At 70.0% G+C, this 14450-nt stretch carries 15 protein-coding genes; 14 read left to right on the top strand and 1 reads right to left on the bottom strand.

Annotated features, from left to right (window positions below):
- Window positions 1-243: 243 nt before the first annotated feature.
- The 6 genes from arc (at window position 244) to prcA (ending at window position 6017) form a co-directional block, all read left to right on the top strand.
- The gene (gene arc / locus ACGF3A_RS23730) at window positions 244-2010 is read left to right on the top strand and encodes a proteasome ATPase (RefSeq protein WP_393732262.1); all 1767 of its coding nucleotides are present in this window, start codon (window positions 244-246) and stop codon (window positions 2008-2010) included.
- Window positions 2011-2251: 241 nt separating this feature from the next.
- Window positions 2252-3763 carry a depupylase/deamidase Dop gene (gene dop, locus ACGF3A_RS23725; protein ID WP_393732261.1) on the top strand — a complete coding sequence of 504 codons (1512 nt, stop codon included), beginning with the start codon at window positions 2252-2254 and terminating at the stop codon, window positions 3761-3763.
- A 133-nt stretch (window positions 3764-3896) separates the two neighbouring features.
- Window positions 3897-4115: a ubiquitin-like protein Pup gene (locus tag ACGF3A_RS23720; RefSeq protein WP_393732260.1), complete on the top strand. Its 219-nt coding sequence runs from the start codon at window positions 3897-3899 to the stop codon at window positions 4113-4115.
- A 27-nt stretch (window positions 4116-4142) separates the two neighbouring features.
- Window positions 4143-4406, top strand: coding sequence for an endonuclease VII domain-containing protein (locus tag ACGF3A_RS23715; protein ID WP_393732259.1), 264 nt, complete (start codon window positions 4143-4145; stop codon window positions 4404-4406).
- Entirely contained in the window at window positions 4358-5203 is an 846-nt protein-coding gene (gene prcB / locus ACGF3A_RS23710; protein WP_393732258.1) for a proteasome subunit beta, read from the top strand. The genes ACGF3A_RS23715 and prcB overlap by 49 nt, the downstream gene beginning before the upstream one ends.
- Before the next feature lie 37 nt (window positions 5204-5240).
- On the top strand, window positions 5241-6017 hold the full coding sequence (prcA, locus tag ACGF3A_RS23705; RefSeq protein ID WP_393732257.1) for a proteasome subunit alpha: 777 nt from the start codon (window positions 5241-5243) through the stop codon (window positions 6015-6017).
- 19 nt (window positions 6018-6036) lie between these two features.
- Here the strand turns inward: prcA and ACGF3A_RS23700 are convergent, their stop codons facing one another.
- The gene (locus ACGF3A_RS23700) at window positions 6037-7119 is read right to left on the bottom strand and encodes a LacI family DNA-binding transcriptional regulator (RefSeq protein ID WP_393732256.1); all 1083 of its coding nucleotides are present in this window, start codon (window positions 7117-7119) and stop codon (window positions 6037-6039) included.
- Window positions 7120-7224: 105 nt separating this feature from the next.
- Between ACGF3A_RS23700 and ACGF3A_RS23695 the strand changes: the two genes are divergently transcribed.
- From ACGF3A_RS23695 to tatA, 8 genes are all read left to right on the top strand, one after another.
- Window positions 7225-8520, top strand: a complete 1296-nt coding sequence (locus tag ACGF3A_RS23695) for an MFS transporter (protein ID WP_393732255.1) — start codon at window positions 7225-7227, stop codon at window positions 8518-8520.
- A 9-nt stretch (window positions 8521-8529) separates the two neighbouring features.
- A complete protein-coding gene (gene pafA, locus ACGF3A_RS23690) occupies window positions 8530-9891 on the top strand; it encodes a Pup--protein ligase (protein WP_393732254.1) in 1362 nt (453 codons plus the stop codon).
- Window positions 9892-10042: 151 nt separating this feature from the next.
- Entirely contained in the window at window positions 10043-11023 is a 981-nt protein-coding gene (locus tag ACGF3A_RS23685; RefSeq protein ID WP_393732253.1) for an FKBP-type peptidyl-prolyl cis-trans isomerase, read from the top strand.
- 58 nt (window positions 11024-11081) lie between these two features.
- Window positions 11082-11456, top strand: coding sequence for an FKBP-type peptidyl-prolyl cis-trans isomerase (locus ACGF3A_RS23680; RefSeq protein ID WP_393732252.1), 375 nt, complete (start codon window positions 11082-11084; stop codon window positions 11454-11456).
- 148 nt (window positions 11457-11604) lie between these two features.
- Complete coding sequence (locus ACGF3A_RS23675) at window positions 11605-12630, top strand: helix-turn-helix transcriptional regulator (RefSeq protein WP_393732251.1); 1026 nt, start codon at window positions 11605-11607, stop codon at window positions 12628-12630.
- A 15-nt stretch (window positions 12631-12645) separates the two neighbouring features.
- Window positions 12646-13608: a helix-turn-helix transcriptional regulator gene (locus ACGF3A_RS23670; RefSeq protein ID WP_393732250.1), complete on the top strand. Its 963-nt coding sequence runs from the start codon at window positions 12646-12648 to the stop codon at window positions 13606-13608.
- A gap of 51 nt (window positions 13609-13659) precedes the next feature.
- Window positions 13660-13887: a hypothetical protein gene (locus ACGF3A_RS23665; RefSeq protein ID WP_393732249.1), complete on the top strand. Its 228-nt coding sequence runs from the start codon at window positions 13660-13662 to the stop codon at window positions 13885-13887.
- 218 nt (window positions 13888-14105) lie between these two features.
- The gene (gene tatA / locus ACGF3A_RS23660; protein WP_393732248.1) at window positions 14106-14393 is read left to right on the top strand and encodes a Sec-independent protein translocase subunit TatA; all 288 of its coding nucleotides are present in this window, start codon (window positions 14106-14108) and stop codon (window positions 14391-14393) included.
- The last annotated feature ends 57 nt before the right edge of the window (window positions 14394-14450 follow it).

The raw sequence follows: 14450 nt of genomic DNA, 5'->3' as shown, positions 1-14450 counted from the left end.
GAGGGGCCCCTCCCAGGGCACACGCTCGTGGCGGAATAGGGCACGTCTCGAAGGGTGTTGGACGTACCGGTACAGCAACCGGTCGCTTTCAGATGGTGATGGGTGGGTATTCCCCAGTCGTGAGGGAGTGCGCAAGGGTGAAGATCGGACACACCCCGACCGTCTTTGTGATCTAGGGGTTTCAACCCGCACCGGCCCAGGTAGGGTCGAAGCGTCCAGCTCCCCCTGGAGGAGGTGAGGACCGTGGCAGCCCACGACGACGACATCAACCGCGGCATCCGGCCCGGTCGGGGTTCCGACGACCCGTCCGGCCAGATTGCCTATCTCGAGCAGGAAATCGCCGTCCTGCGCCGGAAGCTCGCCGACTCTCCGCGGCACACTCGAATTCTTGAGGAGCGGATCGTCGAGCTGCAGACCAACCTGGCCGGTGTCTCAGCGCAGAACGAGCGGCTCTCCAACACTCTCCGTGAGGCACGCGACCAGATCGTGGCCCTCAAGGAGGAGGTCGACCGGCTGGCCCAGCCCCCCGCGGGCTTCGGGGTCTTTCTGCAGGCCAACGAGGACGGCACGGCCGACATCTTCACAGGCGGCCGCAAGCTCCGGGTGAACGTCAGCCCGAATGTGGACCTCGAAGAGCTCCAGCGCGGCCAGGAGCTGATGCTCAACGAGGCGCTGAACGTGGTCGAGGCCATGGAGTTCGAGCGCGCCGGTGACATCGTCACCCTCAAGGAGGTCCTGGAGGACGGCGAGCGAGCCCTGGTGGTCGGCCACACGGACGAGGAGCGCGTGGTGCGGCTCGCCGAGCCGCTGCTGAACGCGACGCTCCGGGCGGGTGACGCCCTCCTCCTGGAAGGCCGCTCCGGGTACGTCTACGAGGTCGTTCCCAAGAGCGAGGTCGAGGAGCTGGTCCTCGAAGAGGTCCCCGACATCGACTACACGAAGATCGGTGGTCTGGGCGGCCAGATCGAGATGATCCGGGACGCGGTCGAGCTGCCGTACCTCTACCCGGACCTCTTCAAGGAGCACGAACTGCGGCCCCCGAAGGGCGTCCTGCTCTACGGCCCGCCCGGCTGCGGCAAGACGCTCATCGCCAAGGCGGTGGCCAACTCGCTGGCCAAGAAGGTCGCCGAGGTCACCGGCCTGCCCCAGGGGAAGAGCTACTTCCTCAACATCAAGGGCCCCGAGCTGCTGAACAAGTACGTCGGCGAGACCGAGCGGCACATCCGCCTGGTCTTCCAGCGGGCGCGCGAGAAGGCCAGCGAGGGCACCCCGGTCATCGTCTTCTTCGACGAGATGGACTCCCTCTTCCGCACCCGCGGATCCGGCGTCAGCTCGGACGTGGAGAACACCATCGTCCCGCAGCTGCTCTCCGAGATCGACGGCGTGGAGGGCCTGGAGAACGTCATCGTGATCGGTGCCTCCAACCGTGAGGACATGATCGACCCCGCGATCCTGCGGCCCGGACGTCTCGATGTGAAGATCAAGATCGAGCGCCCGGACGCCGAGGCGGCCAAGGACATCTTCTCGAAGTACCTCACCGCGAACCTCCCGCTCCACTCCGACGACGTCTCCGAGCACGGCGGCAGCATGGACGCCGCGGTCGAGGCCATGATCCAGTCGGTCGTCGAGCAGATGTACGCGGAGTCCGAGGAGAACCGCTTCCTGGAGGTCACGTACGCCAACGGCGACAAGGAAGTCCTCTACTTCAAGGACTTCAACTCCGGCGCCATGATCGAGAACATCGTCGGCCGTGCCAAGAAGATGGCCATCAAGGCGTTCCTCGATCACAACCAGAAGGGCCTGCGCGTCTCCCACCTCCTCGCCGCCTGCGTGGACGAGTTCAAGGAGAACGAGGACCTGCCGAACACGACCAACCCGGATGACTGGGCCCGGATCTCCGGCAAGAAGGGCGAGCGGATCGTGTACATCCGCACGCTCGTCACCGGAAAGCAGGGCGCGGACACCGGCCGTTCCATCGACACGGTCGCCAACACCGGTCAGTACCTGTAGCGCGGAAGCGAGTCCGGCTGCGGGTTCCCGCCAGGGCACCCGCAGCCGGATTGTTTCCCCCGGCGCAAACTCCGCAGAAGGAAGTCCGCAGAGTGATCTCCCCACTCCAGCCTGTGCGTCATAGGCTCTTCCGTACCGCCGCCACGCGCAGTGCGGACGAGGGGACCGCATACGGGCCGGATGCGCAGCGGGACTTGAGCGGTGGCCCAATGGCGGGCCGCCGTCAGGCAAGGAGGGCCGCATGACCGTACGGCGAGTAATGGGCATCGAGACCGAGTACGGGATCTCCGTGCCCGGCCACCCCAACGCCAATGCCATGCTCACCTCGTCCCAGGTCGTCAACGCGTACGCGGCGGCGATGCACCGGGCGCGACGCGCCCGCTGGGACTTCGAGGAGGAGAACCCGCTGCGGGACGCCCGCGGCTTCGACCTCGCGCGCGAGGCCGCCGACGCCAGCCAGCTCACCGACGAGGACATCGGCCTGGCGAACGTCATCCTCACGAACGGCGCCCGGCTGTACGTCGACCACGCCCACCCCGAGTACAGCGCGCCCGAGGTCACCAACCCGCGGGACGCCGTGCTGTGGGACAAGGCCGGCGAGCGCATCATGGCCGAGGCCGCCGAGCGCGCCGCCGAGGTGCCGGGCGCCCAGCCCATCCATCTGTACAAGAACAACACCGACAACAAGGGCGCCTCGTACGGCACGCACGAGAACTATCTGATGAAGCGGGAGACCCCGTTCTCGGACATCGTGCGCCACCTGACGCCGTTCTTCGTCTCCCGCCAGGTCGTCTGCGGCGCGGGCCGCGTCGGACTCGGCCAGGACGGCAGCGAGCACGGCTTCCAGCTCAGCCAGCGCGCCGACTACTTCGAGGTCGAGGTCGGCCTGGAGACCACCCTCAAGCGCCCGATCATCAACACGCGGGACGAGCCGCACGCGGACGCCGAGAAGTACCGCCGCCTCCACGTCATCATCGGTGACGCGAACCTGTCGGAGATCTCCACCTACCTCAAGCTCGGCACCACGTCGCTCGTCCTGTCCATGATCGAGGACGGCTTCATCGCCGTCGACCTGGCCGTCGACCAGCCCGTCCGCACGCTCCACCAGGTCTCGCACGACCCGACGCTCGGCCGCCTCGTGACCCTGCGCAGCGGGCGTACGCTCACGGCCGTCCAGCTTCAGATGGAGTACTTCGAGCTGGCGCGCAAGTACGTCGAGGAGCGCTGGGGCGCGGACGCCGACGAGCAGACCAGGGACGTCCTGGCCCGCTGGGAGGACGTCCTCAACCGCCTCGAACGCGACCCCATGAGCCTCAGCGGCGAGCTGGACTGGGTCGCCAAGCGCGAGCTGATGGAGGGCTACCGCCGCCGTGACCAGCTCGGCTGGGACGCGGCACGCCTCCACCTGGTCGATCTCCAGTACGCCGACGTGCGTCCCGACAAGGGCCTGTACAACCGTCTGGCGGCCCGCGGCAAGATGCAGCGCCTCACCACCGAGGAGGACGTCCGCAGGGCCGCCGCCAAGCCCCCGGAGGACACCCGGGCCTACTTCCGCGGCCGCTGCCTGGAGCAGTACGCGGACGACGTCGCCGCGGCCTCGTGGGATTCGGTCATCTTCGACCTGCCCGGCCGTGACTCTCTGCAACGGGTCCCCACCCTGGAGCCCCTGCGCGGAACGCGCAATCACGTCAAGGAGTTGCTGGACCGCTGTCGCACCGCGGAAGAGCTGGTGAAAGTGCTGTCCGGCGGCTAATCGACGCGGCGTCCGGGAATCATCGAGGTGACATCCGGACGTTGTAGCAAGGAAAGAGCCGATGTCAGTCCCGGCTTGTAGGGTCTGATCTTGTACGTCTCGCGTACACACCGAACCGAGCGGGGTGAGGGAAATGGCGACCAAGGACACCGGCGGCGGACAGCAGAAGGCCACGCGCCAGACCGAGGAAACCGACGAGCAGGCGCAGGACGCGCAGGTCTCCGAGGACCTGAAGGAGCGCCAGGAGGCACTGTCCGACGACGTGGACTCCGTTCTGGACGAGATCGACGATGTGCTCGAAGAGAATGCCGAGGATTTCGTGCGCTCATTCGTTCAAAAGGGCGGGGAGTAGGCACTTCTACCTTCGTTTCGAAGGCATGTGGGCATGACTGTCGGCGAGCGGCAGGCGCTCGTCGACAGCCAGTTCGGCATCTGCCCCCTCTGCCTGCGGCCCGACCCGGAGCACGTGGATCACGATCACCGAACGGGTAGGGTCCGAGGCGCACTGCGCTTCAACTGCAACGCGGCCCTCGGGCATTCGCGGGACGACCCCGCGCTGATGCGCCGGGCCATCGGATACGTGGAAGGAAACTCGTGGAAGCCGAAACTCGTAGCACCGGGCGTCTACCTGCTGCCTTCCTGACGCCGGGATCCTCGTCGTTCATGGACTTCCTGTCGGCTCACGCCCCTGAGCAGCTGCCGGGGAGCCGGCCGCTGCCGCCCGTGGAGGGTGCTGTGCAGGTGCCGCACGGGACGACGATCGTCGCGGTGTCCTTCCCCGGCGGCGTCGTGCTGGCGGGCGACCGGCGGGCGACCATGGGCAATGTCATCGCCCAGCGGGACATCGAGAAGGTGTTCCCGGCCGACGAGCACTCCGCCGTCGGCATCGCCGGGACGGCCGGGCTGGCCGTCGAGATGGTCAAGCTCTTCCAGCTGGAGCTGGAGCACTTCGAGAAGGTCGAGGGTTCCCAGCTCTCCCTGGAGGGCAAGGCCAACCGCCTGTCGACCATGATCCGCAGCAATCTCGGCATGGCGCTCCAAGGCCTCGCCGTCGTCCCGCTGTTCGCGGGCTTCGACGTGGACCGGGGCAAGGGCCGCATCTTCTCCTACGACGTCACGGGCGGCCGTTCCGAGGAGCTGGGCTTCGCCGGTGTCGGCTCGGGATCGGTCTTCGCGCGGGGCTCGCTCAAGAAGCTCTACCGGGAGGACCTCACCGAGGAGCAGGCCGCCCTGGTCGTGCTCCAGGCGCTCTACGACGCGGCGGACGACGACTCGGCGACCGGTGGCCCGGACCTCACCCGCCGGATCTATCCGATCGTCACATCCATCACCGAGGACGGTTTCCGTAAGCTGGCCGAGTCCGAGGTCTCCGAGCTCGCGCGGACGGTGCACGAGGGCCGTCTCGATCTGCCCAACGGGCCGCAGGCACCCCTGAGCTGAGCCCATCACGTACAGGACAGGAAGGGACGGATAGCCGGTGTCGACGCCGTTCTATGTCTCACCCCAGCAGGCCATGGCGGACCGTGCCGAGTACGCCCGCAAGGGCATCGCGCGGGGCCGCAGCGTGGTCGTGTTGCAGTACGCCGACGGCATCGTGTTCGTCGCGGAGAATCCCTCGCGCGCACTGCACAAGGTCAGCGAGATCTACGACCGGATCGCCTTCGCGGCGGTCGGGAAGTACAACGAGTTCGAGAACCTCCGTATCGGCGGCGTCCGTTACGCGGACCTGCGCGGGTACACCTACGACCGCGAGGACGTCACAGCCCGCGGCCTGGCGAACGTCTACGCCCAGACGCTGGGCACGATCTTCTCCGCGAACGCCGAGAAGCCGTACGAGGTGGAGCTGATCGTCGCCGAGGTGGGCGCGGCCCCCGAGGACGATCAGATCTACCGCCTCCCGCATGACGGTTCGATCGTGGACGAGCACGGTTCGGTCGCCGTGGGCGGCAGTTCGGACACGATCGGCTCGTATCTCGATCAGCGCCACCGGGACGACATGTCGCTGGGCGAGGCCGTCCGGCTGGCGAAGGAGTCCCTGGGCCGGGACAACAACGGCGGGGAGCGCACGCTGACCGCCGAGCAGCTGGAGGTCGCGGTCCTGGACCGGTCGCGGCCGCAGCAGCGGAAGTTCAAGCGGGTGCCGGGCCGTCAGGTCGCCAGTCTGCTGGAGGAGGGCACCTCCGACACCGCCGCGTCCGACGAGGCGGACGACGCGTCCGCGGAGGGCTCCGGCGAGGAGAGCACCGACTCGTAGCGGATACCGGTCCCGGCGTTCACTCCGCCGGTGCCGGTCCCGTCGAAGCACGGGGGAGGAGGGTGACCGGGAGCAGCGTCTCCCGGTCACCCTCCTCCGTACCCGTGTCGTCCAGCACGCCCAGCAGGGCCCGCATCCCGGCGGCGCCCATCCGCGCGGCGGGCAGCCGCAGGGTCGTCAGTTCGGGCTCGACCGCGCGGGCCACGGCCACGTCGTCGAAGCCGGTCACGGAGACGTCCTCCGGGACCCGCAGCCCGAGCCGCCGTGCCGCCTTGAGCGCGCCGGCGGCGAGCAGGTCGTCGTCGCACACGAGCGCCGTCGGCGGGTCCGTGCCGCGCGGCGGGCGTCCCGCGGCGGGGGCCGCTCCCGTCTCCGTCAGCACCCGCGTCGCGGCCTCCAGCCCGCCCGTGACGGACAGCTCGCCGTGCTCGGTGCGGACGAGCGAGGCACCGGCCTCGCGCAGCGTGCGGGCGAGCGCGTGGGCGCGGACGGTGAACGTCCAGGAGTCCACGGCGGAGGCCACGTGCGCGACCCGGCGGTGGCCGAGGCCGAGCAGATGGCGGGCGACCTGGCGCATGCCGTCGGCGACGTCGAAGTTGACGGCCGCGTCGGCGTCCGAGGCGTCGCTGTCCAGCATCACCAGCGGCAGTCCGCCCGCGCGCAGCTCCGCGAGGGACTCGACGGCCATGGATGAGGCGATCACCCCGTCGAGCGCGGCGCGCGCCGAGGCGAACGGGTCGCGGGCGGGCGCCGTGCCCTCGGGGGAGGGGTAGAGCACGAGCCCGAAGTCGTGCGCCGAGGCGACCTCGACGGCGCCGGTGTAGACGCCCGCGAAGAAATCGTTGGTCAGCGCGGGGACGACGAGCAGCGCGGTGCGGGCGCGGCCCGTACGGAGGCTGCGCGCGGCCAGGTTGGGGCGGTAGCCGAGCGCACGGGCCGCCTCGCGGACGTTCTCTGCGGTGCGGGGCGCGACCCGGCCCTGCCACTTGCCGCCCAGGACCAGCGAGACGGTGGCCTGCGAGACGCCCGCGGCGCGCGCCACGTCGTGCCCCGTGGGCCGGGCCTCCGCGCCGTCCCTGCCGTCCCTGGCGCCCTTGCCCACACCCGCTCCCTTCTCCGCGACTCGCTCCGCATGGTACGTATGACGGCGGACGTTATACGTACAACGTGAGCGCGGGACGGGGGTCCCGCCGGAGGGGGCTGGCGGATGACGAACGGCTACGCCGAACTGCTGCGGGCCAGGTACGCGATGAGGCTGCTCGCCGGGACGCTCCTCGGCAGGCTGCCGAACGCGACCGGGCCGCTCGCCATCGCCCTGTTCGCGAAGAGCGAGGGCGGCGGCATCGCGCTGGCCGGGGCGCTCTCCGCGGTCTACGGGCTGGCGACGGCCGTGGGCCAGCCGCTGCTGGGGCGGCTCGTGGACCTCCACGGGCAGCCGCGGGTGATGTTCCCCGCCGTCGTGCTGTCCGCGCTGGGCGCGGGGACGCTGGCCGTCGGGGGCGTCGGCTCGCTCCCGCTCGCGTACGCCGCGGTGCTGGTGGCCGGGGTCTTCACGCCGCCGCTGGAGGGCGGGCTGCGGGCGCTGTGGCCGGGGGTGCTCAAGCGGAAGGAGCGCGTGCACGCGGCGTACGCGCTGGACGCGGTGGCCCAGGAGGTCATGTTCGCCGTCGGCCCGCTGCTGGTGACGCTGCTCGTCGCGTGGTGGAGCGAGACGGCCGCGCTGCTCGTGCTCAACGCCGTCGGGGTGCTCGGCGCGCTGTCCGTCGTCGTCTCGCCGCCCTCGCGCGCGTGGCGCTCCTCGCCGCGTACGGCGCACTGGCTGGGCGCGCTGCGCTCCCCGGGGCTGCTGGCGCTGCTGTGCGCGTTCTTCTTCGTCGGCATCGCCCTGGGCTCGACGGCCCTGGCCTCGGTGGCGTACGCGGACGACTACGGTGACAAGCTCATCTCGACGTATCTGCTCTCGGCCCAGGGCGGCGGCGCGCTGGTGGGCGGGGTCGTCTACGGGGCGCGGCAGTGGCCCGGCGTCGTCGAGCGGCGGCTGCGGATCCTGGTGGCGCTGCTGGCGGCGGGCTATCTGCCGGTGGCGCTGGTGCCGGGGCCCGGCGCGATGACCGTCCTGATGGGCCTCTCCGGGGTCTTCCTGGCGCCGTCGCTCGCCTGCGCCTTCGTGGTCGTGGACCGGCACGCTCCGCCGGGGACGGTCACCGAGGCGTTCTCCTGGCTGGTGACCACGATGGGGGTGGGGCTCTCGGCCGGTACGGCCGCGACGGGGCCGGTCGTCGAGCGCGGCGGTACGGGCGCCGGTTTCGCTCTGGCGGGCGCGGGCGGGGTCGTCGCGCTGCTCGTGATGCTGGCGGCCGCGCGGGTCATGACGCCGCCCGGCGAGGGTCCCTCCGACGGCCCCGCCGCAGGTCCCGGCGGTGTGTCAAACCCCGTCAGCGGTGCCGAAAATGATCGCAACGGTGCCGCCGAACCCGGTTTCAGAACAGGGCATCAGGCGTAATGTTCAGTCATGGACCGCCGAATCTTCGGGCTGGAGAACGAGTACGGCGTCACGTGTACGTTCCGGGGTCAGCGGCGGCTGTCCCCCGACGAAGTGGCGCGGTACCTCTTCCGCCGTGTTGTGTCATGGGGCCGCAGCAGCAATGTGTTTCTGCGGAACGGCGCGCGCCTCTACCTGGACGTGGGCTCGCACCCGGAGTACGCGACTCCGGAGTGCGACAGCGTGACCGAGCTGGTCACCCACGACAAGTCTGGCGAGCGCATTCTCGAGGGCCTCCTCGTCGACGCCGAACGCCGCCTGCACGAGGAAGGGATCGCGGGCGACGTCTATCTCTTCAAGAACAACACCGACTCGGCGGGCAACTCCTACGGCTGTCACGAGAACTATCTCGTGGCCCGCCACGGGGAGTTCTCGCGCCTTGCGGACGTACTCATCCCGTTCCTGGTCACCCGGCAGCTCGTCTGCGGCGCGGGCAAGGTGCTGCAGACCCCGCGCGGCGCGGTCTACTGCGTCAGCCAGCGCGCCGAGCACATCTGGGAGGGGGTCAGCTCGGCGACCACCCGCTCGCGCCCGATCATCAATACGCGCGACGAGCCGCACGCGGACGCGGAGCGCTACCGCCGCCTGCATGTGATCGTCGGCGATTCGAACATGTCCGAGACGACCATGCTCCTGAAGGTCGGCGCGACCGATCTCGTGCTGCGCATGATCGAGGCGGGCACGGTCATGCGTGACCTGACGCTGGAGAACCCGATCCGGGCCATCCGTGAGGTCAGTCACGACATCACGGGCCAGCGGAAGGTGCGGCTGGCCAGCGGGCGGGAGGCGTCCGCGCTGGAGGTCCAGCAGGAGTACTTCGAGAAGGCGCTGGACTTCTGCGACCGCCGCGGCATCCGTACGGGCCGGGTCGAGCAGGTCCTGGAGCTGTGGGGCCGCGCGCTGGACGCGATCCGCGAGCAGGAGCTCGACAAGATCAACACCGAGATCGACTGGGTCATGAAGTACCAGCTCATCGAGCGGTACCGGAACAAGAACAACATCACGATGTCCCACCCCAGGATCGCCCAGATAGATCTCGCGTACCACGACATCCACCGCCGCCGCGGGCTCTACTACCTGCTGGAGCGGAACGGCAGGGCGGCCCGGATCTGCAACGATCTCAAGATCTTCGAGGGCAAGTCCGTCCCGCCCCAGACCACCCGTGCGCGGCTGCGCGGGGACTTCATCCGGCGGGCCCAGGAGCAGCGGCGCGACTTCACGGTCGACTGGGTGCACCTGAAGCTGAACGATCAGGCGCAGCGGACAGTGCTGTGCAAGGACCCCTTCCGATCGGTCGACGAGAGGGTCGAGAAGCTCATCGCCGGAATGTGATCCGGCTCATCCGTCCCCTGTCCCGGTCAACCGCGTCGCCGCGGGTTGACGGGGCGGGGGCGGATTCGTGTCGCAGGTGGCCGGGGCGCGGGGGCGTAGTCGTAGGCTGTCAGGACTGCCCGGACCTACCCCTACACAGCGAGTTGGACACATGCTGCATCTCTCCGGGGGATCGACCCCCCGCACCCCCCGCGTCTCCAGGAACTTCTCCGCGAAGTTCGCGCGTCGCACCGCCGCCGCGCTGGCTGTTCCGCTGCTGATCACCTCGGCTGCGGCGTGCGGCAGCGAGGACAGCTCGTCCGACTCCAAGGGCGGTACGCCCGCTGTCAGCGGGGCGATGGGCAAGAAGCCCAAGATCGAGAAGGGCGAGGGCGACCCGCCCAAGAAGCTGGGCGTGAAGGTCCTGAAGGAGGGCAAGGGCGCGGCGGTCAAGAAGGGCGACGCGCTGAACGCCCACTACCTGGGCCAGCTCTGGAACGGCAAGGAGTTCGACAGCAGCTGGAAGCGCGGCCAGCCCGCGACGTTCCAGATCGGCACCGGCAAGGTCATCAAGGGCTGGGACGAGGCCCTGGTCGGCAAGAAGCTCGGCAGCCGCGTCGAGATCGTCGCCCCGCCCGCGAAGGCGTACGGCAAGCAGGGCCAGCCGCCGACGATCCCGGGGAACTCCACCCTGGTCTTCGTCGTGGACCTGAAGAAGATCATGCCGAGCCAGATCGACGGCAAGCCGACCAAGAAGGCGCAGAACCCGGATCTGCCCAAGGTCGACACCAAGGTCGAGAAGAACAAGGCGCCGTCCATCACCATGCCCAAGGGCAAGGAGGGCCCGGACAAGCTCGTCAGCGAGACGATCGTCGAGGGCGACGGCAAGGCCGTCGGCGACAAGAGCACCGTCCTGTCGAACTTCACGGCGAAGCTGTGGAAGGACGGCAAGCAGCTCGACAACACCTGGGCGCAGGGCGGCCCCCAGGAGATCCCTGTCAGCCAGATCCCGGGCTGGAAGGAGGGGCTCAAGGGCGCCAAGGAGGGCAGCCGCGTGGTGATCTCCGTGCCCAAGAGCAAGTTCCCCAAGGAGCAGCAGAAGCAGTTCAAGTCCGGCGTGGTCTTCTCCGTGGACGTGCTTGACGTGAAGTGACCGCTTCCGTGGCAGACTGGCGCGGTTGTCCTCAAGATTCGTTCGTAGGAGCATTTTCGTGAGCATCGACAAGCCCGAGGTCGACTTCCCGGAGGGTGAGCCGCCGGCAGACCTGGAGATCCAGGACCTGTGGGAGGGTGACGGTCCCGTGGCCAAGGCGGGGGACAACGTCTCCGTCCACTACGTGGGTGTCTCCTTCTCCACCGGTGAGGAGTTCGACGCCAGCTGGAACCGGGGCCGTCCGCTCCAGTTCCAGGTGGGTGCCGGACAGGTCATCGCGGGCTGGGACCGGGGAGTGCAGGGCATGAAGGTCGGCGGCCGTCGCCGTCTGACCATTCCGGCCCACCTCGCCTACGGCGAGCAGGGCGCGGGCGGCGGCAGGATCAAGCCGAACGAGACCCTGATCTTCGTCTGCGACCTGATCGCCGTCTGACACGTCTGACGGACGCGCGTCCACCGCGTACGTTGTGCGTACGCGCCGAGAGCCCTGCCGCCCGGCAGGGCTCTCGGCTTTTGCCGTGCGCTCCCGTGGCGGTACGGTCGAGCACCGAGACAGCTTGAGAGAGGGCAAGAGGGAACCCATGGCGATTGCCAAGGCCGAGCGGCTGATGAATCTGGCGCTGTGCCTCCTGGGAGCCCGGCGCCCGCTCAGCAAACGGGAGCTGCGGGACTCGATCGAGGCCTACGTCGAGGCCTTCGGCCCCGCGAACAGGGCGTCCTTCGGGCCCGGCGACCACGCGACCGGCAGCGACGAGTCCTTCAACCGCATGTTCGAGCGGGACAAGGACGACCTGCGCGAGCTGGGGCTCGTGATCGAGACGGTGGAGAACCTGGACGGCGAGACCGGCTACGTCGCCCGCCGCGACAGCAACCGGCTCCCGCCCATCACCCTGGACGCCGAGGAGGCCACGGCCCTCGGCGTGGCGGCCCGCGTCTGGCAGCAGGCCCGGCTCGCGGGAGCGGCGAGCGGCGCGCTCCAGAAGCTGCACGCCGCGGGCGGCATGCCGGGCGAGGAGCAGCGCGCGGAGGGCCAGGGCGAGAGCGGCCAGTATGGGACGACGCTGGAGCCGCACATCCCCGCCCGCGAGGCCGCGTTCGAGCCGCTGATGCTCGCCTGCCGCGACCGCAGGCCCGTCGTCTTCGACTACCGCAGGTCCAACGCGGCCCGCGCCGAGAAGCGCCAGGTCGAGCCGTGGACGCTGGAGTGCTGGCGCGGGCACTGGTACCTCGCGGGGTACGACCGCGACCGTAAGGCCGAGCGCGTCTTCCGGCTCTCCCGGATCACCGGCACCGTCCGCTCGCGCGCCGCCGCCTTCACCGCGCCCGTGCCGGACCAGGTCACCGTCCGCGAGGCCGTCGAGCGCTGGGCGGGGGAGAGCGCCACCAGCAGCGCCCGTATCCGGCTGCGCTCCGGCGCGGGGTACCCGCTGCGGGCCCGCGCCACCGAGGTCCGTGAGCTGGACGGCGGCTGGGACGAGCTGGAGATTCCGTACGGGCACGGACTGGACGCCTGGCTCGTGGAGTTCGGGCCCGACGTCGTCGTGCTGGAGCCCGCCGAGCTGCGGGCCGACGTGGTCGACCGGCTGCGCGCCGTCGCCAAGGGCTGAGGGGAAAGAGCGCACATGGCCGCGAACGCCATCGACCAGACCCGCAGGATGCTCTCGCTGGTCACCTATCTCAAGGACCGCCCCGGCGCCCGCGTCGACGAGGTCGCGCGGGCCTTCGGGATCACCGGCGACGAGCTGATCTCCGACCTGAACGTGCTGCCCATGTGCGGCACCAGCTTCCGGGGCGGGGACCTGCTGGAGATCGACACCGACGGCGAGCGCATCTGGTGGCGGAACGCCGACGCGCTCGGCAGCGACACCGCGCAGCCGCTCCGGCTGGCCGCCGACGAGGCCACGGCGCTGCTCGTCGCGGCCCGTGCCGTCGCCACCCTGCCGGGACTGCGGGAGAGCGACAGGGACGCCCTGCAGCGCGCCACCGCCAAGCTCGAGAACGCCGCGGGGGAGAACGCCGGGGCCAGCTCCCGGCTCTCGGTCACCTTCGAGTCGGAGAGCGGCGTCTTCGCCGACGTCGACCGGGCCATCGCCGAGCGCCGCAGGCTGTGGCTGCGCTACTACTCCCCGGCGCGGGACGAGCTGACCGAGCGCGAGGTGGACCCCATCCGGCTCTTCGCCGTCGGGCACACCTACGTCGAGGCCTGGTGCCGCCTCTCGGAGGCCCGCCGCACCTTCCGGCTGGACCGGATCGCCGCGATAAGGCTGCTGGACGAGCGCGCCGACCCGCCGCCCGTGGAGCCCCGCGACCTGAGCGCCGGGCTCGTGCAGCCCGCCGCCGAGGACCCCGAGGTCGTCGTCGAGGTCGGGCCCGGCGGGCGCTGGGTCGCGGAGTACTACCCGTACGACAGCGCGGAGGAGCTGCCCGACGGCGGGCTGCGGATCACGCTGCGCACCCCCGACCCCGCCTCGCTGCGCCGCCTCGCGCTGCGGCTGGGCAGGGACGGGCGGATCACGGAGCCGCGCGAGCTGGCGGAGAGCGCGCGGGACGCCGCGCGCAAGGCGCTGGCCGCGTACGGCGAGTAGCCGCCGAACGACCACCCCGTACCGAGGACCGTCCCGTACTAAGGTCACCCCATGCTCTGGCCCATGTTCTTCCTCACGCTCGCCTTCTGCGGGATCGCCGTCCTCGGCGTCCTCGCCGTCCGGGTCGGCCTGGAGGTGCGCCGCTTCTCCCGCGCGGTGGGTGACAGCTCCGTGCGCATCACCGAGGCGGCGGAGAACCTGGAGCGGGCTGCGACGCCGCTCGCCGGGCGGGCCGCGGCGAGCGCCAGGGCCCCGCAGGATCCGCCGGAGAGGTCCTAGGGGACGCGAAGGCGGTCTCCTGGTAAGGACATCAGAGGGGTAGGCTGCCAGATGCTGCGTCGTTGCGGAGTACGTGCGCAATGTGGAGGACGCACGGGGATTGCCTGACGTTCACTCCACAGGGTTACGATCGCTGCCAGCACGTCAGCACCGCGCAGCCCGTCCGATTCACACGGCAGGCAAGGACACACGCCGCCCCGGCGAGAAGGTAGTGGCACATGATCGGCAACCTGAGGCCCATGGAGATCGTACTGATCCTCCTTGTCATCCTGCTGCTGTTCGGCGCCAAGAAGCTCCCGGACATGGCCCGTTCGCTCGGCAAGTCGGCCCGCATCCTCAAGAGCGAGGCCAAGCAGATGAAGAAGGAAGGCTCCTCCGACGACGCGGAGGCCTCCAAGACCGCCGAGTCGCAGCAGTCCGCGCCGAAGACGATCCAGGCGTCGCCCGGTGACGTGAGCAGCTCGCGCCCGGTCGGCGAGCCGGAGCAGCAGACGAAGAAGAGCTGAGCGCGGGGCCCGAGGGCCCGCTCAGCCACAGTCCGATCCGACACTTCGAGACCGAGG

This window comes from Streptomyces sp. NPDC048172, from assembly GCF_043202595.1.
Lineage (GTDB): Bacteria > Actinomycetota > Actinomycetes > Streptomycetales > Streptomycetaceae > Streptomyces.
This window is presented reverse-complemented; position numbering and strand designations above follow the sequence as displayed.